Origin of the sequence: Chryseobacterium aquifrigidense (assembly GCF_006716485.1) — a bacterium.
Classification (GTDB): Bacteria; Bacteroidota; Bacteroidia; order Flavobacteriales; family Weeksellaceae; genus Chryseobacterium; species Chryseobacterium vietnamense.
On record NZ_VFPD01000002.1, the window covers coordinates 578301 to 602416 of the forward strand.

Genomic DNA, 24116 nt, shown 5'->3' on the forward strand with positions numbered 1-24116 from the left:
GATTATCGTATAAATCTTACCGGATTTCCTACATAGAGACCAGGTTGGGAGATATTTTTAATTACTACTGCACCGCCTCCCAGCTGTACTTTTTCTACAATATTGATGTTGTCAATAATGGTACTGTGTATGCCGAGAATACATTGTTCCGAAATAGAAACAAAACCGGCTACAGCTACAGATGGAGATACAAAACAGTGATTTCCTACCAATGAATCATGTGCGATTGAACACGAAATATTGATCAACACATTATCTCCGATTTTCACATTCTGATCTATCATGCTATACGGATAAATTACTGTGCCTTCTCCTATTGTTGCGGAAGGATCAATATAGCTTGTAGAATGAATAAAGGTATAAAAAGGAATTTTATTTTTAAAAGTTTCAAATATCTGTTTTTTAAATTCTAAGTGTTTATAACCGATAGCAATAATTATTTCATCAAAGATACCTTGCTGAAAAATACTGATCACATCTCCTTTTCCTCCTAATATGGGAAGATCTTTAACGCTGTTTCCTTTTTCCATAAAGTCATCAAAAAAACCAATGACTTTATCATCGGTATCCGTTTGAATATGATGCAGAATCTGCTGTCCAAGGTGGCCTGATCCGATTATAGCAATACGTTTCATAACAAATCAATTTTTTTGTCCGACTGATAAATTAAATACCCGGATCGGTCATTACTGGAATGTGCATTTTGTAACGAAGGATTGGTTATTTCCTTTTTTACAATATAGTCCTCCAATAGGTTTTCTGTAAAATATGGCAACAGTTGTTTGGTGTTTTCGGATAGAAAATATACTCCGGAATATTTCTTTTGTGTTATCTCAAGGGGGAACATGAATTGGTCTAATGCAATATCTAAAACAGCCTGTACATAGTCAAACCCTGTAGAGAGCTGAACCAGATCAGAACCAATAAAATCTCCACCCATACGGCTTCCTATTTCAATCGGATAAACATGACCGTTTTCGGTTATCATAAGCTCAACATGTGCGGCTCCGTTTTCAACCTTTGTTGCATTCAGGATTGCATAAGTGATATCCAGTATTTTATTTTGAATATGCTTAGGGAATGAAGTAGGCTGATGATGTGCCAATTCCACAAAATAAGGTTCCGTGGTGATGACTTTATCTGTAATTGTTATAATTCGATGCTCACCTCCGAAACTGATGGTCTCAACACTTACTTCCTTTCCTTTGATGTATTCTTCCACCACACAGGTTTTAGAGAAAGAATAGTTTATTGCATTTTCAATGGCGTCTTTAGCTTCATCAAAAGATGTTGCTTTTATCACCCCTAAGCTTCCTGATCTGTCAGAAGGCTTGATGATTAAAGGATAATTAAATGTTTTAAAATCATTGGCATTAATTTCAGAAATCGTAATGGATCTGGGTGATCTGATATTATGTTCTTCAAAACATTTTCTCATCAATGACTTGTTGGTTGTCAGTAATGAACATTCAATGCTGTTTCCCGGAAGATTGAGCTCATAGGCTACGTAGGCTATTGTTGGAATACAGATGTCAGTGGCAATGGTAAGAATGCCATCAATACCTATTTCTTTACATTTTTCGAGAATTAAATCCTTTTCCAGAACAGAGATATCATAAAAATAATCTGCATATTCTTTGCATACTGCTCTTCCATCATCCCAGGCGAAACAATGTACTTCATGCCCGTTTTCTTTTGCCTTCTGAACAAGTGGCATCTGTAAATAACTGGCTCCTAATATTGCAATCTTTTTCATCAGGTAATATTTAAGTTTGGTAAGGTGATAATCTGTTTAAAAAATTTATAAAGTTTCAATTTCAGGAATCTGGATTGAACATTTTTTATTACTCCATGCCGCTACTCCTACGTCAGTCCATTGTTTTTCCATCTGTTTTTTCAGGAACCCTTTTTCCCAATGATAAGGAGTTGTATCTATTTTTTTTAGCTTAATAATAAATTTAGCATCATCTAAATTAACATTATTCTGATAGGCCCAGAAAGCTGTGAAATCCTGTATTCCTTTCTTCAGGTTAGATTGATCAATTTCATTATTGTTTACTCTGAAAGTCCATTTTACCCATACAGGACCATAATAGAGAGAGGTTCCGGGAGTTCCGTCTTTGTTTATGATGGGCAGCCATTTTTCATTGCCATTATTGTCAAGGTAAGCAACGGCAACAATATGATTATAGTTACTGAAATGGTAGTCCATAAAAACAGCATGATGGGTAATTCCCAGAAAAGTTTTGGCAGGTCTTTCTACAGCATCTGAAAACTTGTTTATTGCGCGGCTTATAGAAGTTTTTTCAAACCCTCCTTTATAACCTATAGAATTGTATGAGATGATAACCTGTATCAGGATAATAAACCCAAGTCCCCATTTGATCCCGGATATTTTCAGATCTTTTAACGTGTAATTCTGGAGAATTTTAAAGCTGTCCTCATCCTGAGGCAATGTTGGAGGAGTATAGCCGCAGTTTTCTTCGGTACAACGTTCTGTATTTCTGTTTTTTGCAACAAATTGATATACTGATTTTCCTAGATGATAAATTCCGGGTACTCTTAAAAACCAGCTCAGCGGTTTCAGATAGGTAATAGCGTTAAAAACCTGGATATAGGTATCTAATCCTTTATATATTTTCCCATTTTTTATGGAATGGATGTCATTCAACAGATCATCGGTGGGAATATCTTTTAAGAGTTCTTCCTGTTCAGCATAATACTGAACTGTTTTAAAATCTATCCTTCCTGTGATATCAAAATGCTGAATGATAATCTTTGTACGGTTGCACAAAGGACATTCACCATCATAATAAAATACCATTTGAGGTTTTTTCCTGTTTACTGTAAATAGTTTTTCCCAGCATGCAACAGGAACCATTAATAAATAGATGGAGCACATTCCTAATCCAAACCATGGAATAGGATAGCAGATGGAGATCCCGAGATGTAATCCTAAACCAATAATAAGCAAAGGAACACGCCACTTTTTACGGAAAAAGGTAAAGATAAATAGCAATTCGAAGATTAAGGTGAGGTATCCTAAAAATAACATCAGATATTCCTGGTCTAAAACCTCCGGAATAGAAAAGAAGTTAGTGAACGGAAAACTGGTTGGATACCATACCCCTAAGCCTTTAGTCCAGTAAGAAGATGTGGATTTGTAAAATATAGAATCGAAATATACAAATGCAACTCCAATAAAAATAGGAATAAGATAGCTTAGAGCATTCACCTTTTTAGGAGGATCATAGTTGAAGCGGGTATTGGAATATTTTAGTTTATTAATAAGGCGGTCTAATGACAGATTTCTTGATATGGGCAAAAATATCATCAGGAAATTGATTCCCAGATAAGCATAAAACATATGATATTCATAAGTGTTGATGCTGCCAATAAGAATGATGGTCATCAAATAATTAATGATGGTTGCTAATCTTGTAAAAAGACCAAATATAATGAAGATGATGGCAATCATCCAGATTTTAATGGGAATTCCAAAATCAATTTCCGCAGGATGTATAAAGGGAATTTCGTCAAAAATAAGGTGTCTGAAATAGTTAAACTGTGTAACTCCGCATAGCAATACCAATGAATAGAAAATTCTGAATATAGCGAGTCCCAGTCCGGAAATTTTTTTATTATATAGTTTCTTAATCATTCTGTTCCAATATTTTTGAAAAAATTTCGGATGCATACTCATACGAAGAAAATTCTTCTACCTGCTTTACAGCATTTTTAGAAAATATACTGTAAGAATCATGGTCTAATTTAAAAATCTTTTTTATTCCATCGGCTAATTTCCTGCTGTCTTTCATGGGAGCTTTATACCCGTTATAGTCATCGATGACCATATTCATGATTACTCCTGTATCAAATCCTACAACAGGTGTTCCGCAGGCCAAAGCTTCTGAAACCATCATAGGCCCGGAATCTTCAACAGATGAATTGATAAATAGGTCAGCGGCCTGATATAATAATGATAGCAATCTATAATCTTTTATATAATCTATTTTCTGCTTTTTAAAAGTTACCTTGTCAAATTCTTCATTCACCGTATTGGAAACAACAAGAAGTACAATTTTTTCTTTTAATTCCTGAGATAACTCCTGATCTAACAGCTTAAGCGCTTCAATGAGGTAGGCAAAACCTTTTCTGGGATCTTCCATGTTCTGGGCTCCAGTTAAAATATAAAAGCAGTCGTCAGATAATGAAAAAACCTGTTTTGCTATTGATTTGTTCTTATCATTAAGCAGAGTGGTATCAATTAAGCTATTGATATTATGAATTGTCTTTTGATCTTTATAAATCTTTGAGTTTTGAGCTTGTATCAGTGTCAGTCCGGAGCCTGCAATAATTTTAAAATGAGCTTTTTTAGCATTTTCATATTTTCTTTCAAAATTATTTTTAGCAGTTACTTTTTCATCTTCTTTTATAATTGCAGGGCAATTTTCATCGCATCCTCTGATATAACCATCGCATCCCCAGGAAAAATGACATCCTCCTGTGAAATGATTCATATCTACTGTGATGTTATATATTTTTGCCTTTGTTGTATTGTAAATGTTCAGAAGGTCTGTACTATTGAGAAAATCAATAGTCATTCCTGTAAAAATAAAATCCGGTGTGAAGCCTGCCGTTTTTAATAAGCTGTCCACATTAATATTTGCCGTTATTTCATCTTTACTGAAGAAAGAATATTTTCTGTCTGTACTGATTGTTTTTTTTACCTCTTTAGGTTTTACAATATTAAGCCTGGTTTTGACTTTATGAATAACTGAGGTGAGCAAGCTTTGCTTTACTGGAGTAGAAGTAGGATGATTATAGGCTTTAATGAATTCTTCATTCTTTGTTTTATGTTTCACACACATAACAACTTCATGACCCATATTTTTCATAATATGAGCTACTTTGTACATGGCTTCATAAGCACCATTTACATCACCTGTCGAAAGAATTAATATTTTTTTACCCATTGTTTACATCCATATTACAGGTGGAGTGATGATTCCGTTATCCGTATCTCCGGCAAGGAAATTCTCATGTCCTGTTTCAATGATATTAAGTTGGATTCCACCTTTTATAATATCATACAATTCTACTGACGGAGTATCTATAGCAACCGAAAGTACATAAGTATTAGGTATTAATTTACCTCCTTCAATCTTTATTGTAAAGTTATTTTCATTTTTCTCATCAAATACTTTTCTGGTGATGAAGATTACATTTTCGAACTTATCCAAAACGGCAATATTGACTCTAATGCCTGCACTTACACTTCTGTTGATGAAAGTCAGGTCTATGTTGATATCTTCATTATGTCCGAATTCTGTAGTCTCTACAGACTTATCATTATATACTCTTACCTTTTGAATCTGAGCTTTTTTGCTTATATCTTCTATATATTCAAATTCAATATTAGGCGATAATTCATTGATAATGTAGTTTTCCAATACACTGTTGATATCCCCGCGATGAGCTACCTGTCCGTTTTTCATCAATATACCTGATGTACAAAGCTGCTTAACAGCTGCCATATTATGACTTACAAAAAGAATTGTTCTTCCTTCTCCTTTGGTAACATCATTCATTTTTCCCAGACATTTTTTCTGAAATTCTGCATCCCCTACCGCTAAAACTTCATCTACAATAAGAATTTCAGATTCCAGATGAGCTGCAACAGCAAATGCCAGACGAACATACATCCCGGAAGAATATCTTTTAACAGGAGTGTCAATATACCTTTCAACGCCTGAAAAAGCTACAATTTCATCAAATTTGCTTTTGATTTCTTTTCGGGTCATTCCTAAAATGGCACCATTTAAAAACACATTTTCCCTCCCGGTCATTTCCGGATGAAAACCTGTACCAACTTCTAATAAAGAGGCAATTCTACCATTTGTATATATTTTCCCTGTCGTGGGTTTTGTTACTTTACTCAGTAATTTAAGTAACGTAGATTTCCCCGCTCCATTTCTTCCTATGATTCCTACAGCATCTCCTTTTTCTATTTCAAAATTAATATCACGAAGAGACCATACGTATTCGGAATCTCCTTTTGTAGTTCTGTCATTGGTTTCTCCAATTTTCAGATAAGGATCTTCTTTTCCTCTTACTTTATGCCAGAATCTATTTAAATCATGAGAAAGAGTTCCTGTTCCGACTTGTCCCAGACGGTATTGTTTAGATATGTTTTCTGCTTTTAAAGCCAGCATGTTTTTTAATTTAAATTTTTAAACAGGGAATAATTACACCGTATCCATAAAAGTTTTTTCAACTTTATTGAAAATTACAATTCCTATTGCCATGATGACAAGGATGATAACAGAACTTATGCCTAACATGAGAGGGGAAAAGTCACCAACACCTAACCAGGCATACTTGAAACATTCAAAAATACCTGTTAAAGGATTATACAAAGCAAGCTTCTTGAAAAATCCTGGTAATGATGAAACCGGATATATCACTGGTGTGGCATACATATATAAACTCACTCCAAAGCCAAGCAGCATGGCAAGATCTTTATACTTAGTGGTAAGAGCAGAAAAAATCATACCCAGTCCCAATGAGAAAAGAGCCATCAATAAAATAAGCAGAGGAGTTGCCAATACCCAAATATTAGGGTGAACCTTTCCTTCACTCAGGTAATATACCCACACAAGAATAAATAAAAGAAACTGTACCCCAAACCGCATCAGGTTGGAGATAACAATGGATAACGGAGTCACCAGTCTTGGGAAATATACTTTTCCGAAGATTCCTGCATTTCCTGTAAAAGTGGAGGAGGTAGCCAGTAGTGAAGAAGAAAAATAATTCCAGAGAGTAACACCAGCCAGATAAAAGATGAGTGGCGGAGCTCCATCTGTAGGTAATTTGGCAATTCTTCCAAAAATAACCAAATAGACAATGGTTGTTAAAATGGGATTGATAAAAAACCAGATTGGGCCTAAAATAGTCTGCTTAAAGCTGGATACAAAATCTCTTTTTACAAACATATAAACAAGATCTTTGTATCTCCAGACTTCTTTTAGCTTCAAGTCAAATAACGAATGATCTGCATCAATCGTTTCTGTCCACTTCTGTTGTGGTTCATTCATCTGTGTAAGTTTTTGCAAATTTATAATAATTAATTCTTACCGTATCTCTTAGTTTATGAATTTTCATTGTCAATAAAACTAAAAATCAACAACTAATATATTGATATTTGACGGTATGAACAAAAACTATTGGCCATAAAGCCAATAGTCTATGAATTTTATAAATTATATTTGTTATTTTCCGATAAGTTGTTTCAGGTATTCGCCGTATCCGCTTTTACCATATTTGGTGGCCGTTTCAAGCAGTTTTTCTTCATCAATGAACTTATTTCTGAAGGCAATTTCTTCAATACAGCCAATTTTAAACCCTTGTCTTTTTTCGATAACACTTACAAATTCTGAAGCATCATGAAGAGAGTCAAATGTTCCGGTATCCAGCCATGCAGTTCCTCTGTTAAGAACCGCTACTTCAAGTTTTCCATTGTTTAAATAAACATTGTTGATATCTGTGATTTCCAGCTCACCTCTTGCGGAAGGTTTGATATTTTTCGCAATTTCCACGACATTATTATCATAAAAATAAAGGCCGGGGACAGCATAGTTTGATTTAGGATTTAAAGGCTTTTCTTCAATAGAAACCGCTTTCAGGTTTTTGTCAAATTCCACCACTCCATATCTTTCAGGATCTGCTACGTGGTAAGCAAAAACAACTCCTCCTTCAGGATTGGTTTTGTTTTTCAATAAAGTACCCATTTCGGAACCGTAGAAAATATTATCTCCCAATACCAATGCTGCGGGATCATTGCCTATAAAGTCTTCACCCAGGATAAAAGCTTGCGCTAAACCATCCGGGCTTGGCTGTACAACATATTCTATATTACAGCCAATTTGTGAGCCATCGCCCAAAAGTTTGATGAAACCTTCCTGGTCGTGTGGGGTAGTGATGATCAAAATATCTTTTATTCCTGCTAAAAGTAGTGTGGAAAGCGGATAATAGATCATGGGTTTATCGTAAACAGGCATAAGCTGCTTGCTTACGGCAATAGTTAGAGGGTAAAGTCTTGTTCCGGAACCTCCGGCTAATATTATTCCTTTCATGTTTTGATGCGTAATACGCGTATTTCTTTTGTGTTATAAATCGATTTTGTTTTGCTATTCAGGTTACGATAAAAAAGTGAAATAATTATTTCAGATTCTCTATTTGTTCCTTTAATAGCTGAGATTTAGCTGTATTGCTTGCTGTAGTAATCCTGATAATTTCCCGAAGTCACATTTTCAAGCCATTCTTTATTTTCAAGATACCAGTCGATGGTTTTTGCCAGCCCTTCTTCAAAAGTTACTGAAGGTTTCCAGCCTAAATCTTTATTCAGTTTTGTTGCATCAATAGCGTAACGTTTGTCGTGGCCCGGTCTGTCTTTAACAAAAGTAATCAGTTTTTCAGAATAGCCTTCCGGTCTTTCCAGTTTAGCATCCATTTGTTTGATCAGTTCTTTTACAAGATCAATATTCTGCCACTCATTGAATCCTCCGATATTATACGTTTCACCGGTTTTAGCTTCCTTAAAAATCTGATGAATCGCTTTGGCGTGGTCAATTACAAATAACCAGTCTCTGGTGTACTTTCCGTCACCATAAATAGGAAGTGGTTTCTCATTGATAATATTAGAAATACAAAGAGGAATAAGCTTTTCAGGGAAATGGTTCGGACCGTAGTTGTTGGAACAGTTAGATACGATGAAAGGCATTCCGTAAGTATTTCCGTAAGCTCTTACCAAATGGTCGGAAGCAGCTTTTGAAGCTGAATACGGAGATTGTGGGTCGTACGATGTTGTTTCTAAAAAGAATCCTGTTTCGCCTAAACTTCCGTATACTTCGTCCGTGGAAATATGATAGAAAAGATTGTTTCTTTTTTCATCCGGGAATCTGCCATGCGTGTGATCAGGATTTAATGTCCAGAATTCCTTACAAAGGTTCAGAAGGTTAGCGGTACCGTTTACATTCGTATTGATAAACGCCATTGGATCTGTAATACTTCTGTCTACGTGGCTTTCTGCTGCTAAATGTACAACAGCATCAGGACTGTATTTTTCGAAAACCTTTCTAAGTTCTTCAGGTTTTGTGATATCTGCTTTTTCGAAAACGTAATTCGGTTCATTTTCAATGTCCTTTAAGTTTTCCAGATTTCCGGCGTAGGTAAGAGCATCAAGATTGATGATTGTAATATCCGGATTGTTTTTTACAAATTCTCTTACAACGTGGGAGCCAATAAATCCGGCACCTCCTGTAATGATAATATTTTTCATTTGTTTATTTTGTGATGGTCTTTCTTCCTATACTTTTATAATGAAATCCGTTTTGTTCAGGGATTTCCAGTGGGTACATATTTCTGCCGTCAAAAATGACTTTGTTTTTCATTTTTTTAGCCATCAGTTCAAAATTAGGGTTTTTGAATTCCGGCCATTCTGTAGCAATAAATAGCGCGTCTACATCTTCCAGTGCATCATACATTCCTTTGGCGTACTGTATTTTATCACCTAAAAGTTTCTGAACATTATTTTCTGCAACTGAATCATAGGCTATTACCTCTGCTCCTTTCTCCAGCAGTAGGGCAATGTTGTCTAATGATGAAGCTTCCCTGATATCATCTGTATTGGCTTTAAAGGCAAGCCCCCACATAGCAATTTTCTTTCCTTCAATACTTCCCCCGAAATATTTTTCAATTTCAGACACTAAAATGACTTTCTGGGTGGTATTTACATTTTCTGTAGCTTCGAGAATCTGGAAATTAAATTCCTCCTGTTTTCCCGATTTTATAAGCGCTTTTACGTCTTTGGGGAAGCAGCTTCCTCCATATCCGATCCCCGGGAATAAGAATCTGTGCCCGATTCTGTCATCACTACCCATTCCCAGTCTTACCTTATCTACATCTGCACCTACCTTTTCACAATAGTTGGCAATTTCATTCATGAAGGTAATTTTTACTGCCAAAAATGAATTCGCAGCATATTTTGTGAGTTCCGAAGACTTCTCATCCATAAAGATAATGGGAATTCCGATATTGGTGAAGGGCTGGTATATTTTAGACATGATGTCTTTGGCTCTTTGTGAACTTGCGCCCACTACTACTCTTGAGGGATTCATTGAATCTTCAACCGCAAATCCTTCTCTTAAAAATTCCGGATTTGAAACAACATCAAAAGGTATATTTGTTTTCGCTGAGATGGTTTCTCTTACTTTGTCCGCCGTTCCTACAGGAACCGTGCTTTTATTAACAATGACTTTGTACTCAGTCATTAGTTCACCAATATTGTTAGCTACCTGAAGTACATAAGAGAGATCCGCAGATCCATCTTCTCCCGGAGGGGTTGGTAGTGCCAGGTATATAACTTCGCTCTTGTCTAAAGCTTCTTTAAGATTGGTAGTGAAAAATAATCTTTCAGACTGTATGTTTCTCAAAAACATTTCTTCAAGGTTCGGCTCATAGATGGGAACAATGCCGTTTTTCAAACCTTCTACTTTTTTTTCATCAATATCAACACAGTATACTGAATTGCCAAGTTCTGCCAGCGTAGTTCCTGTAACTAAACCTACATAACCTGTTCCTACAATCGTTATATTCAAAATGTCTGTTTTAAAATTCTAGAGACAAAAGTAATAAAAATCCTGTGACATATTCTTTTAATTTATTGTAAATGAATCTGGCGCTATTTACTTGATACTTAAGATAATTTTGCATTTTTAGAAAAAAAGCTTATATTTGCAATGGATTTACGGAAAAAATGGGAAGGCTTCGGAAGAAAGCCTTTTTTCGTACTGTAAATCAAGATAAAAATATATGGAGTTTAGAAAAAGAATTGAAGAATTATTAAATGAATTCCTTGAGACCAGAAAAGATCTGTTTCTTATTGATCTTAAAATTTCTGCAGGGGATGATATTACAGTGATTTTGGATGGTGATAACGGAGTTTCTTTGCAGGATTGTCTTGATGCAAGCCGTGCAATTGAATTTAATATGGATCGTGAAGAGCATGACTTCAGCCTTCAGGTGATGTCCGCAGGATTAAGCGAACCATTGTCCACACCAAGACAGTTCAGTAAAAACATTGGAAGAGAGATTGAAGTGATGCTGGAGGATTCTTCTAAAATTGAAGGAGAATTGTCAAAAGTAGACGATGAGAAGATCACACTTGTTCTACGTTACCGAAAGCCGAAAGATATCGGAAAAGGAAAAGTAGATGTGGAGGAGGAGAAAGAAATTTCTTATCCTGAGATCAAAAAAGCATTAGTAGTAATTAAATTTTAAAAAGAAAAAAGAATAGATGGATAATATAGCGTTGATTGAATCCTTTGGTGATTTTAAAGACGAAAAAGGGATCAGTAAGATTGATCTTATGGCAATTATTGAAGATTCACTGAAGACTCTTTTAAGAAAGAGATTTGATTCAGATGATCATTTTGATGTGATTGTAAACCCGGATAAAGGAGATTTTCAGATATTTTTAAATAAAACAATTGTAGAGGACGAAATGTCTGAAGATGATGATTTGGAAATTGAAATTTCTGAAGCTAAGAAGATTGACCCTACTTTTGAAGTAGGTGAAGACTTTACAATGGAAATTCCTGTTGCACAATTGGGAAGAAGAAATATTCTTACCCTTAAGCAGATTTTGGCTACAAAACTTCAGGAGCACAATAATGCAATGCTGTACGAGCAGTTTAGAGATAAAATTGGGGAAATTGTTGTTGGAGAAATCCACCACATCCGTCATAAGCATGTGATTCTGCTGGATGATGAAGGAAACGAATTTATTTTACCAAAAGAAAACCAGATCCCATCCGATTTCTTTAAAAAGGGTGAGAATATCAGAGCTATTGTTGAGACAGTAGACTTTAAAGGTTCTAAACCACAGATTATTATTTCCAGAACTGCACCTAAATTCCTTGAGAAATTATTAGAGCTGGAAATTCCTGAAATCCAGGACGGAACAATTATCCTGAAAAAGGTAGTGAGAATTCCTGGTGAAAAGGCGAAGATTGCAGTAGATGCTTATGATGACAGAATTGATCCGGTAGGTGCTTGTGTTGGAGTAAAAGGATCCAGAATTCATGGCGTTGTAAGAGAGTTGAGAAATGAAAACATCGATGTTATTCAGTGGTCTAAAAACCCTGAGATTTTGGTGAAGAGAGCTTTAGGAAACGTTACTGTCAATAAAATTGACATCAATGAGGATCAAAACTATGCATTAGTATATACTCCTGTTGAAGAGATTTCTAAAGTAATTGGAAAACAAGGACAGAATATTAGACTGGCTTCTTGGTTGTCAGGATATGAAATTGATGTATACAGAGAGTCCAGCGAGGATGACGATGTTGAATTGAGAGAATTTAATGACGATATCGAGCAGTGGATTTTGGATGAGTTTAAGAAAGTAGGACTTACAACTGCAAAATCAGTATTGGATAAAGAAACTGAAAGTCTTTTAAATATGGTAGACCTTGAAGAAGAAACAATCGAAGAGGTGAAACGTATTCTGAGAGAAGAATTTGAAGATTAAGATTTTAAATAAATTTTAATAAACAGTAAAAAAGAAATACTTTAATTTTAAAAATTAAAAAACAGTAAATAATATAAATGCCAAAAATTAGATTAAATAAAGCGGTTAAGGAATTCAACATTTCGATGTCCAGATTAGTAGAGTTTTTACAATCAAAGGGTTTCGAAGTTGAAAGCAATCCTAACGCTCAATTGGAAGAAGCGGCATATTCTGCATTGGAGGCTGAGTTTGCTAAAGACGGCGAACAAAGAAAGGCTTCCCATGAGGTGGTGATCACTAAAGTTCCGGAAGAAAAACTGGAAATTGAAGAAAAGAAAACCCCTGAAGTGATAAGAGCTAAAGCAAATAAACCAGAAACTAGAATTTTAGGTAAAATAGACTTAGAACCTAAGAAGCCTGAAGTTGAAGAAGCTCCTGCAGCTCCTGTGGCTCCTGTTGCGACACCGGTTGAAGAAAAGAAAGAAGAAATCGTGAAAGAAGAACAACAGCCGGAAGTTAAAGCAGCCCCAGAAAAGCAGGAATTTAAAGTTTTGGATAAAATTGATTTGTCTCAAATAGAATCTAGAAACAGACCTGTGAAAAAAGACAAGCCAAAAATGGAGGAGAAAAAAGAAGAAGTTAAACCTGTAGAACCAGTAAAAGAAACTCCAAAACCAGTTGTTGCAGAGGAGAAAAAAGTGGAAACTCCAAAAGCCGAGGCTGAACCTGAATCTCAGGAACCACAGAAAATTGAGACAGTGTATCAAAAACTTGACGGTCCTAAGATCGTTGGTGAAAAAATAGACTTAACTCAGTTTGCACCAAAGCCAGGAGCCGGAGCAAAAAAGAAAAGAAAGAGAATTGAAAAACCTGGTGGCCAGAATAACCAACAAGGTCAGGGGAATAATCAAAACTCAGGAAATAATAACAACAACCAGGGTGGTCAGGGCCAAGGAAACCGTCAGCACAATAATAACGGTGGACAAGGTGGAAACCGCCAGGGTGGTCCAGGTGGACAAGGAAATCGTCCTCAAGGTCAAGGTGGCCAGGGTGGAAACCGTTTTGGAAACAACCAGGGAGGTGGAAACCGTCAGGGTCAAGGTGGTGGCTTCAAAAAAGGAGGCCAGAACAACAGACCTGGACAGAGAGTTATGCCAGTTGAGCTAACTGATGAGCAGGTTAAAAACCAGATCAAAGAAACATTAGAAAAACTTACTAATAAAGGAGGAAAGTCTAAATCTGCAAAACACAGAAAAGACAAGAGAACTTTCCGTAGAGAACAGGATGAGCGTCAGCAGGAGCTTGAAGCACAGGACAGAACTCTTAAAGTAACAGAATTCATCACAGTAGGTGAATTGGCAAGTTTAATGAATGTTTCTCCAACTGAAGTAATTTCTGCTTGTTTCTCATTAGGTGTAATGGTTACCATGAACCAAAGACTTGAAGCTGATACCTTATTATTAGTAGCAGATGAATTCGGTTATAAAATTGAATTCTCAGATGCTGATCTTGAAGATACAGATTCAGAAGATGAAGTAGATACTGAAGAGAGTCTATTACAAAGAGCTCCTGTAGTTACTGTAATGGGACACGTTGACCACGGTAAGACTTCATTGTTGGACTACATTAGAAAAACAAACGTAATTGCCGGTGAATCCGGAGGAATTACTCAGCACATTGGTGCTTATAACGTGAAACTGGAAAACGGTCAGAGAATTACTTTCTTAGATACACCAGGTCACGAAGCCTTTACTGCGATGAGAGCAAGAGGTGCACAGATTACGGATATTGCAATTATTGTAATTGCTGCCGATGATGATGTGATGCCGCAAACGAAAGAAGCTATTGCCCACGCTCAGGCTGCACAGGTTCCAATGATTATTGCAATCAATAAAGTGGATAAACCTAATGCAAATCCTGATAATATCCGTCAGCAACTTTCAGGCTTGAATCCTCCTGTTTTAGTAGAAGAATGGGGTGGAAATGTTCAGGCACAAGAGATCTCTGCTAAATTCGGTAACAACGTTGATGTATTATTGGAGAAAGTTTTACTACAGGCTGAAATGCTTGAGTTAAAAGCGAATCCTGAACGTGCAGCAAACGGAGTTGTTATTGAAGCATCTTTAGATAAAGGTAGAGGATATGTAGCAACAATGCTGGTGCAAACCGGAACTTTAAGAGTTGGAGATTATGTGGTGGCAGGTAAAAATCATGGTAAAGTAAAAGCTTTGCTTGATGAAAGAGGTAAAAATCTTAATGAAGCTGGTCCATCAATCCCTGCAACAATCTTAGGATTAGACGGAGCGCCTACAGCAGGTGATAAATTCCGAGTATATGCTGATGAAAGTGAAGGTAAGGCAATTGCTAATAAGAGAGAACAGTTACAGAGAGAATTATCAATCAGAACTAAAAAACATACAACGCTTGAAGAATTGGGTAGACGTATTGCTTTAGGAGAATTCAAAGAATTGAATATTATCCTTAAAGGTGACGTGGATGGTTCTGTAGAGGCTCTTTCTGATCAGTTACAGAGATTATCAACAGAAGAAATCAGCGTTAAAATTCTTCACTCAGGTGTTGGACAGATTACAGAATCTGATATCAACTTAGCGGCAGCATCAGATGCAATTATTATTGGATTTAATGTAAGAGCTGGGGCTAATGCAAAAGAACTTGCAGATCGTGAAGAAATTGAGATCAGAACGTATTCTGTAATCTATAAAGCAATTGATGAGGTAAAAGAAGCGATGGAAGGAATGCTTTCGCCTGAGATTCAGGAGCAGGTAATTGGTAATGTTGAAATCCGTGAAGTATTCAAGATTTCTAAAGTGGGAACAATTGCAGGTTGTATGGTTCTTACCGGAAAAGTAACAAGACAGTCTAAAGTGCGTTTGCTAAGAGATGGTATTGTTAAATTTGACGGAGAACTTGAAAGCTTGAAACGTTTCAAAGATGATGTGAAGGAAGTTACGAAAGGTTACGAATGTGGTCTAAACCTTAAAGGTTATAATGACATCGAAATCGGAGATATCCTTGAAGTATACGAAGAAGTAGCAGTCAAGAAGAAACTGAAATAAATATATCCTAAATATGTGAAAACCACTTTTTTATAAAGTGGTTTTTTTATTTTTTAAACTCGTTTAATTTATAATCGTTCTAAATAATTTTTTTTGAATTATTAATAATTTGTTAAAACGAATGGGGTCGGCAAAAAAATTCTTTTTTATTGAATAAAAACTGTCTATTATTATTGAATCTTATTTGTTTTATGTAAATTTTAAATGAAACGGTAAAAAAAATAGTCGTTTAAACGTTAGTTTAATTTGTGGATGTTAATATTTATTAACATATTTGCCCATTAAATATATTAAAATTTGTTAATATGAATGTTAAACTACGTGTATTAAGCGCCGGAGCTCTGTTTTTCCTAGGACAAGTAGCTTATGCGCAAAAAGCAAAGAAGGATACAGCTAGAGCTACTGAGATTGATGAAGTAGTAATGGTCGGGTTCGGACAGAAAAAATCTGTTAAAGAAGTTACAGGTTCTGTAAGTACAGTTAAAGGTGACAAGCTTAATGATCTGCCTGTTGCATCTCCTGATAAAGCCCTGATGGGTAGAGTTACCGGGGTACAGACTGGAGCAGCTTCAGGACAGCCAGGGGGTATTGTAAACATCCGTGTTAGAGGTAATACTTCTGTTAATGGAAATAATAGCCCAATCTTTATTGTTGATGGAGTAAGAATTGCTTCAGGAGATCTTACAAGCTTAAACACAACGTCAAATATCTTGGCGAATTTAAGTTCTGATGATATTGAATCAATGACTGTACTTAAAGATGCAGTTTCAACATCACTATATGGAGCAGATGCTGGTGCTGGGGTAATCATTATTACTACAAAATCTGGTAAATCTGGTAAACCAAGATTCCAGTTCTCAAGTAACTTTGGGGTAAATAAAACTGCTTTTAAATTGCCAAATTCATTGACAAAAGATCAGTGGCATGGCTTAGCAGCTCAGACAATGGCCAATACACCTGCTGCATTTGGTTATGGATCTTATCAGGAGGCTTATGATGCTTTATTTGATCCAGACCAGGATCCACTAGGATATGCTGCGTATGGTAATGTAAATACCAACTGGCAAAAAGAGCTTACTAGAAATAGTGCTAATCAAAGTGAAACAAACTTCTCAGTTAGCGGAGGAAGTGATAAATTCAAATATTACTCTTCTATCGGTATGTTCAATCAGGAGAGTGTCTATAAAGGGAGTGATTTCAAAAGAGTGAATGCTTCCACTAAAATTGAATATAAAGCAACTGATAGATTAACGATTAATACAGATTTTCAGTTTTCAAACAGTAAAATGCGTACTTTGAATGATGGTGGTGATTTTGCTAACCCATTGATCGCTCAGTACTTTAACCTTCCTGTTGATCCGGTAAGAAACCCTGATGGCAGCTGGTATTATGGTGCTAATAACTCATTGCCTTCCGGAAACTTTAACGTAGCAGCATTACAGGATATTAACTCTAGAAAAGCAAACACAAGTAGAGTATTTGCAAACTTGGGAGTAACTTATAAAATTCTTGATGGGCTTGTTTATAGAATGAATTTCGCCCCTGAGTATATCAACGTAGAAGAAGATGTTTACTTATCCCCTCTTCATGGTGATGGATACTCAGCGAAAGGTGATTTAACATCTAATGCAAGAAGATTTTTTAATTTCAACATACAAAATATCTTAGAATATTCTTTCAGAATTGGAGATAAAAATAAATTTGTTGCCAGAGCTATTCAGGAAGCTTACAAATCTGACATGAGAGCTATCAATGCGGAAGGACAGGTTGTTGCCCTTTCATCTCTTCAGACTTTAGATAGTTTTGTTAAACCTGTTGCAGCTGGTGGAACAAAAGCTATTACTTCAAGATCTGGTTATGCAGGACAGGTAAACTATAATTACGACAATATTGTTAACTTAGACTTATCATATAGAAGAGATGCAATGTCAAACTTCTTCCCAGGTCAGAAAGGAGGCAACTTCTATTCTGCAGGAGCAAGTGTTGACTTAGCAAGAATCTTTATCCCTGATAATGATTATTTAACATTATTGAAACTTAGATCTTCTTACGGTAAACTAGGAAATCAGATTTCAGCGTCTCCTTACGCTACATACAGCTACGGTATCAATTATAATAACAATGCTGGAGCAAGCTTCGGAGGTTTTTATAACCCAGGACTTAAATGGGAAACTGTTAAGCCTTTCAACGTAGGAGTTGATATAGGTTTATTAAAAGATCGTATTTCATTAACAGCTGAATACTATAACAAGCAAACTGAAGATCTGATCTTTACTGTTCCATTGTCTCTTGCTCAAGGTATTTCAGGATACACAGACAATATCGGTACATTGGTTAACAAAGGATTTGAATTCAGTATCAATGCGGATATCTTAAAGCCTGAGAATCCAAAAGGTTTTGCTCTTAGCATGGATGCTAACTTATCAACGCTTAATAATGAGTTGACTAAAATCTATGGTGGAAAAGACATTATTTCCGGAGCTACGATCCTAAAGGAAGGAGAATCTATCAACAGCTGGTACATGAGAAAATGGGCAGGTGTTGACCCTAACAATGGAGATCCGTTATGGTATGTGAATGGAGTTGATGGTGAAACAACCAACAATTATAATAAAGCTCAAAGAGCTATTCAAGGTAATCGTTTAGCGAAATATTTTGGAGGTGTTGGTATTAAAATGTCTTATCAGAATTTTACAGTTTCTGCACAAGGAACATATAGCTTTGGAGGTAAAGTATATGATGACTGGGCAATCTATACGATGAGTGATGGTCAATATAGCTTATTCTATCCTGGATATGAGGATCAATTAGATTATTGGACTCCAAACAATACTAATGCATTGAACCCTAAGCCTATTTATGGTGGTAATAAGCTTGCAAACAGAACATCTACAAGATTCTTATATAAAGCGGATTATTTGAGATTAGCTAACTTAAAAATAGCTTATACTTTTGACTCTAGCTTCTTAAAAGGTTCAAACCTTAATAAAGTAACAGTTTACGTTATGGGTAACAACCTTTGGACACATGCATATGATAAAAACTTAAGATATGATCCGGATATTGCACTTGCAGGAACTACTAACCTGAACTTGCCTCCTTTGAAATCTTATTTAGTTGGATTTAATGTTGAATTTTAAAAATTGAAAAAAATGAAAAAATACTTAATAGCATTCTCAGTTATTGCCCTTACTTCTACAGCGTTTACTTCGTGTAGTGAGGACTTTATTGATACACAATTTTTCCAAAGTAAACCCCAGGAAGATATTAAAACAATAGAAGAGCTTCAGTCTTTTGTATTCGGAGCTTATGGTACTATGAGAGGTGCTTCTTATTACGGATGTGATTTTGTAACAATTCCTGAATTGAGAAGTGATGCAATGTATTCTAATAACCGTTCCGGATATTATAGTACAGTTTCAAACTATACAATGCTTTCTGGTGATGCTTACGCATCAGGACCATATACTGCAATGTATACAACAATTGCTAAAGCTAACATCATTCTTGGAACTTCAAATAACTTAACTTGGGGGGAAACGGTTGATCCAGCTAAGATTGCTTCGAAGGTAAAGCAACTTAAAGGGCAGGCTTATGCGGTAAGAGCACAGGCTTTGTTTGATGCTTTAAGATTATTCGGACAGCAGTATTCTGGTGGAACTACGGGAGTGGTTGTTCCTCTTCAGTATAATCCTTCTGCGAATATGGCCCGTTCTACAGTTCAACAGACGCAGGCTCAGATTGAAGCAGACTTTAATAGTGCATTAACTAACCTAGTTGGAAATGCTAATCAGGTTTATAGTGATAAAACGGTATTGAATGAATTCTCAGTTAAGGCCTTAATGTCCAGATATTATTTATATAAAGGAGATTATGCTAAAGTGCGTTCATTGGTAAAAGATGTTGTAGCATCTGGAAAATATAGTGTAATTCCTCGTGATTCATATTTGACAAGCTGGACACTTAATAATGCAGCTTCTAACTCAGTATTTGAACTTGCTGTTGGTCCTATTGCTGCTTTAGGTTCAACTAGTATTCACTACAAAATTGCTCCAGCTGACTCATATGTAAATATGCCGGTTAAAGCTAATGTAGTAGCTTCAATTCCTGAGCATGATATTAGAAGTGCTATATTTTCAGCGAGTGGGAATGCTGCTGGAACTTATATTGCAGCTAAGTATCCTAATCCAAATGGTGAAGATAATATTAGAGTTTCCAGATATGAAGAAGTTCTTCTTAATGGTGTCGAGGCAGAGCTTAACGGAGGAGATCCTGCCGTAGCAAAAGAATATTGGGAACAAATTTTGAGAAATAGATTAACAAGTTATAAAGATGTTGATGGGACTATATTAACTGTTGATCAACAGCTAATTCTAGCGGGACCAGTTACGCTTGACAGGCTGAAGTTAGAAAGAAGAAAAGAACTTCTTGGTGAAGGTTTCAGAATGTGGGATTTACTAAGATGGGGAACAGCTATTCCTAAAAATGCTACTAACGGTAGTGTAACAGCTAATATTCCAGTTGGAGATAACAGATTGGCATTCCCAATTCCTTTGGCAGAAACTAACGTTGCTGGAACTTTGGTAAAATCAAACCCAGGTTACGATAACTAATTATCAAATCAGATAAAATAAAAAAATAAGCCGCCTTGTAAAGGTGGCTTATTTTATTTGTTCAAAATCTTTAAAAAAGTCTGTACCATTTATAAAGGATAAGTGTAGCAATTGTTGGTATTTAAAAGACTGTTTTATTCAGGCTGCTATCATGATAGTAACAGGTATGGATATAGTGCTAATTTAGGAATGTCATCATAGCCTGGGAATAGTTAGTACGCCCCGGATACCAATCAAACAGTTTTTATGTCCTTTTATTTCTTATTTTTGCTGTACAATAATGAATAATGAAGTACATCCTTTTCATACTCTTCTCTTTAGGTTTTGTAGCCAAGGCTCAGGTCGTTAATAAAGCAGAAACAAAGCCTCAGCCTAAAAAAGAAGACACTCTTGTAATAGATTCCGGGAAAAAAGATTCCCTGAAAATTTTCAAACCTACTATAAATGATTATCAGTATCAGACCCAGTTTTCTGAAAAGAAAGTTTTTGATACAGTAATGACTTTTGATAAAACCTATATCTTTTCACAGCAAAATAATAAAGATAACTTCGGAAAAGTACAGCCCGCCAACATTGGTTCAGGATTTAATCCTCTTGTATTTGAAGTTAATGATGAGCAAAATCTCTCTTTATTGCCATCCAACAAATCTTACATGATTATTGGAGCCAATGATGTAAAGTATTATGATGTTAAAACACCTACAGCTACATTTATATATCATAATGCAATGAGAAACGGAGCTGCTCTAAAATCTACCTATACTCAGAATATCGGAAAAAGGTTCAATTTTGCTCTTGAATATATGGGACTCCGTTCGCAGGGACTTTACAGAAATTCCTTATCAGCTAACAACAATACCTTATTTTCCGGACACTATGTTTCAAAAAATGGGAACTATGAGCTTTTTGCGCATTATCTTCACCAGAATGTAAATAATCAGGAAAATGGAGGGATTACTGAAGATAATCTGTTTCAGAGTGGAGACAGTAATTATAGTAACAGACAAAATGCACAGGTAAATCTGGCTTCTTCCAGTTCACAGTTTTCTTACAGAAGATATTATCTGAGTCATCAGTTTACGCCATTCAATTCTGAGAAATTTCCTTTCAGCATAAGACACATTCTTTCTCATCAGGGAAATAAATACTATTATAACCAAACCGCATTAGAGCCGTATTGGTATGATGCTCCTACAGATTTAGTGAATGGCTTTCCATTGACAACCAAAAAATATTCTGAGAATTTCAGCAATACGGTAAGCCTGATTTTTAATAATGAAAAATTTAAGCTGGATGCAGGGGTACGTTATCAGATCATTAAATTTGGGATAAGAGATGTCGTTGCACTGAACAACGTACCTTTTCCTGGTGAACTTAAAGAAAACAGAATCGGAGCTGTAGGAAACCTGCAGGTAAAACTTTGGGACAAAATTCAGTTGAACTCATTCCTTGAATTTTCAAACGGAAGCCAGTTTAAAAGTTATCTGAAGACAACCAATAATCTGAAATTTGAACCTATAAAAGATTATTTTGTTAATGCTAAGGTAAATTTCCAAAGTGCATATCCTTCATTCAACTACTTATTGAATACTTCTGTATATAATAATTTCAATTATTATCTTGAAAATGCAAAGAACCAGTCTGTAATGGAAGTGGGAGGAAGCATCAATCTTAAATGGTTTAAAACAGAAATTTTCGCCAATTACTTCAGAATCGATAACTACACTTATTTTGACAGCAACGGAAGTCCGAAACAAAGTGACAATTCAGTAAATATCTCTCAGATCGGAGGAGACGCTACATTCAGCTTCAACAAATTCCATCTGAATACCAGAGTACATTTCCAGAATACCTTAACGAATAAAGAACTGCTTCCCATGCCAGGCTTCATCGGTAGAGCCAATTTCTTCTACCAGACCCAGGCATTCAAAAAAGCAGCAGAAATTCAGGCAGGTGTTAAAGTATACTACTTCTCTAAATTCGCTTCAAGAGACTATTTTCCTGTTCTTAATGAATATATCCTTCCGAGAGCAGATTCATTTTCAATTGGAGGACAGCCTATCGCCGATGTTTATATTAATATGAAAGTCAAAAAAATGTTCTTTTTCATAGAAGGACAGCAGATAGGAACTGTTATTTCGAATAACAAAGCATATGCATTTCCACATTATCCGGTGTATGATTTCAGATTGAATATCGGAATCGTGTGGTATTTGTTCAACTAAAAACTGTACAGGTTGAAAACAATTAATAAAATATCATTTAACGATATAGAAAGCATTCCTCAGCTGGTAAAAGATTTTTTAAACCAGAATATTGAGGGTTTTGAAAATAATACATTTTCCTTAGATCATTTCAGACAGCAGATTCATCTGAAAAAAGATTCTTTTACCTCTGAAAAAAGAAACATTTTAGCTGACGTATTTGAAGGACAGTTTGGAAATCTTTCTCTTTCTTCAAAGCAGAAAGAAAATATGGAGAATCTTAAACTGCCCAATACGTTTACGATTACAACAGGACATCAGTTGAACCTGTTTTCAGGGCCTGTTTTCTTTGTGTATAAAATTCTTCAGACCATAAAGACATGTACCTATCTGAAAGAAAATTTCCCGGATTTTAATTTCGTTCCGGTCTATTGGATGGCTTCAGAGGATCATGATTTTGCCGAAATTAACCATTTTAAAACCGAGAATAATTACTACGAGACCAATGAGAAATCAGGCGGTCCGGTAGGGAGAATTGAAATCAGTGATACCTATTTTATATCGGAATTTGAAAAAGAGTTCAAAGATTCTATTTTCGGTACAGAGCTGATCTTAATGATGAAGGAGGCTTATAAAGTTGGAAACACTTTAACGGAAGCTATTAAAATTCTTGTGAATCGTCTTTTTTCAGAATTTGGACTTTTAATTTTGGATGGAGATTCTCAGAAACTTAAAAATCAAATGAAAACGATTTTTAAAGATGAACTTCTGAACTTCAGCTTACAAAAAACATCAAAGGAGAAAGTAGATTTTCTAACAGAAAAATACGGAAAGGTTCAGGTAAACCCTCGAGAGATTAACCTTTTCTACCTTTCTGAAACGAGAGACAGAATAGAATTTAACGGACAGAAGTATATTGTTGTAGATAAGCCTATCCAGTTTACAGAACAAGAAATTCTTGCCGAATTGGAAAATTACCCTGAAAAATTCAGTCCAAATGCACTGATGCGTCCGGTATATCAGGAAAATGTACTTCCTAATTTAGCCTATATCGGAGGTAATGCCGAGATCATGTACTGGCTGGAATTGAAAGATTATTTCTCAAAAATTAATATTCCTTTCCCAATTCTGATTCCAAGAAACTCTATGCTTTTCCTGAAAGAAAAAACATTAGGAAAAATTGAAAAACTCGATCTTAAAATTAAAGATTTTTTCCAGAATTTTTCGGTACTTACCAATCGGAAGATTTTAAAAGATAATCCTATTTTACAATTACTTGATGAGAAGGAAGAGTTATTAATCAATAGTTTTTCTGCATTGAAAGCTTCAGCGGAAACAACGGAGAAATCTTTCGGGAATATGGTGAAGGCAGAAGAAGTACGACAATTAAAATCATTTAAAAGAATGAAAAAACGTTTGCTTCATGCTGAAAAAATAAAACAGAATGAATTGCTGGAAAGACTTGAAAATCTGTTTTTAGATGTTCATCCCGCAAAAACATGGCAGGAGAGAGTATATAACTTTAGTGTATTCTTTTCAGATTACGGCTATTCGTGGCTTGAAAATTGTTTGGAAGAAATGGTGGTTCAAGATTCAAAATTAATAATTGTTGCCATTTAATTTTAAAGAAGTATTTTTGTAAATTATAATT

At 35.5% G+C, this 24116-nt stretch carries 16 protein-coding genes; 7 read left to right on the plus strand and 9 right to left on the minus strand.

Going from position 1 to position 24116, the window contains the following annotated elements; translation table 11 throughout:
* Positions 1 to 2 precede the first annotated feature (2 nt).
* From FB551_RS17695 to FB551_RS17735, 9 genes are all read right to left on the minus strand, one after another.
* Positions 3 to 635 (minus strand): acetyltransferase, encoded by a 633-nt coding sequence (locus tag FB551_RS17695; RefSeq protein ID WP_142018430.1) that lies wholly within the window; start codon positions 633 to 635, stop codon positions 3 to 5.
* Positions 632 to 1756, minus strand: a complete 1125-nt coding sequence (locus FB551_RS17700; RefSeq protein WP_142018431.1) for an ATP-grasp domain-containing protein — start codon at positions 1754 to 1756, stop codon at positions 632 to 634. The genes FB551_RS17695 and FB551_RS17700 overlap by 4 nt, the downstream gene beginning before the upstream one ends.
* Before the next feature lie 45 nt (positions 1757 to 1801).
* Positions 1802 to 3661, minus strand: a complete 1860-nt coding sequence (locus FB551_RS17705; protein WP_167497890.1) for a DCC1-like thiol-disulfide oxidoreductase family protein — start codon at positions 3659 to 3661, stop codon at positions 1802 to 1804.
* The gene (locus FB551_RS17710) at positions 3654 to 4976 is read right to left on the minus strand and encodes a glycosyltransferase (RefSeq protein ID WP_047427396.1); all 1323 of its coding nucleotides are present in this window, start codon (positions 4974 to 4976) and stop codon (positions 3654 to 3656) included. The genes FB551_RS17705 and FB551_RS17710 overlap by 8 nt, the downstream gene beginning before the upstream one ends.
* 3 nt (positions 4977 to 4979) lie before the next feature.
* Complete coding sequence (locus tag FB551_RS17715) at positions 4980 to 6215, minus strand: ABC transporter ATP-binding protein (RefSeq protein WP_142018433.1); 1236 nt, start codon at positions 6213 to 6215, stop codon at positions 4980 to 4982.
* A 33-nt stretch (positions 6216 to 6248) separates the two neighbouring features.
* A complete protein-coding gene (locus FB551_RS17720) occupies positions 6249 to 7097 on the minus strand; it encodes an ABC transporter permease (protein ID WP_047427400.1) in 849 nt (282 codons plus the stop codon).
* Positions 7098 to 7271: 174 nt separating this feature from the next.
* Entirely contained in the window at positions 7272 to 8135 is an 864-nt protein-coding gene (gene rfbA, locus FB551_RS17725; RefSeq protein ID WP_047427403.1) for a glucose-1-phosphate thymidylyltransferase RfbA, read from the minus strand.
* Positions 8136 to 8260: 125 nt separating this feature from the next.
* Entirely contained in the window at positions 8261 to 9340 is a 1080-nt protein-coding gene (gene rfbB / locus FB551_RS17730; protein WP_047427405.1) for a dTDP-glucose 4,6-dehydratase, read from the minus strand.
* A 4-nt stretch (positions 9341 to 9344) separates the two neighbouring features.
* Entirely contained in the window at positions 9345 to 10658 is a 1314-nt protein-coding gene (locus tag FB551_RS17735; protein WP_142018434.1) for a UDP-glucose dehydrogenase family protein, read from the minus strand.
* A gap of 214 nt (positions 10659 to 10872) precedes the next feature.
* On the opposite strand from FB551_RS17735, the gene rimP reads away from it, so the two are divergent.
* The 7 genes from rimP (at position 10873) to bshC (ending at position 24085) form a co-directional block, all read left to right on the plus strand.
* Positions 10873 to 11340, plus strand: a complete 468-nt coding sequence (rimP, locus tag FB551_RS17740; RefSeq protein WP_034691441.1) for a ribosome assembly cofactor RimP — start codon at positions 10873 to 10875, stop codon at positions 11338 to 11340.
* A gap of 16 nt (positions 11341 to 11356) precedes the next feature.
* Entirely contained in the window at positions 11357 to 12592 is a 1236-nt protein-coding gene (gene nusA / locus FB551_RS17745) for a transcription termination factor NusA (RefSeq protein WP_034691439.1), read from the plus strand.
* 77 nt (positions 12593 to 12669) lie between these two features.
* Positions 12670 to 15648, plus strand: coding sequence for a translation initiation factor IF-2 (gene infB, locus FB551_RS17750; RefSeq protein ID WP_142018435.1), 2979 nt, complete (start codon positions 12670 to 12672; stop codon positions 15646 to 15648).
* 305 nt (positions 15649 to 15953) lie between these two features.
* Entirely contained in the window at positions 15954 to 18788 is a 2835-nt protein-coding gene (locus tag FB551_RS17755) for a SusC/RagA family TonB-linked outer membrane protein (protein WP_142018436.1), read from the plus strand.
* A gap of 12 nt (positions 18789 to 18800) precedes the next feature.
* Positions 18801 to 20261 carry a RagB/SusD family nutrient uptake outer membrane protein gene (locus tag FB551_RS17760; protein ID WP_142018437.1) on the plus strand — a complete coding sequence of 487 codons (1461 nt, stop codon included), beginning with the start codon at positions 18801 to 18803 and terminating at the stop codon, positions 20259 to 20261.
* A gap of 287 nt (positions 20262 to 20548) precedes the next feature.
* Positions 20549 to 22486: a putative porin gene (locus FB551_RS17765; RefSeq protein WP_142018438.1), complete on the plus strand. Its 1938-nt coding sequence runs from the start codon at positions 20549 to 20551 to the stop codon at positions 22484 to 22486.
* A gap of 12 nt (positions 22487 to 22498) precedes the next feature.
* Positions 22499 to 24085 (plus strand): bacillithiol biosynthesis cysteine-adding enzyme BshC, encoded by a 1587-nt coding sequence (bshC, locus tag FB551_RS17770; protein ID WP_142018439.1) that lies wholly within the window; start codon positions 22499 to 22501, stop codon positions 24083 to 24085.
* Positions 24086 to 24116 lie beyond the last annotated feature (31 nt).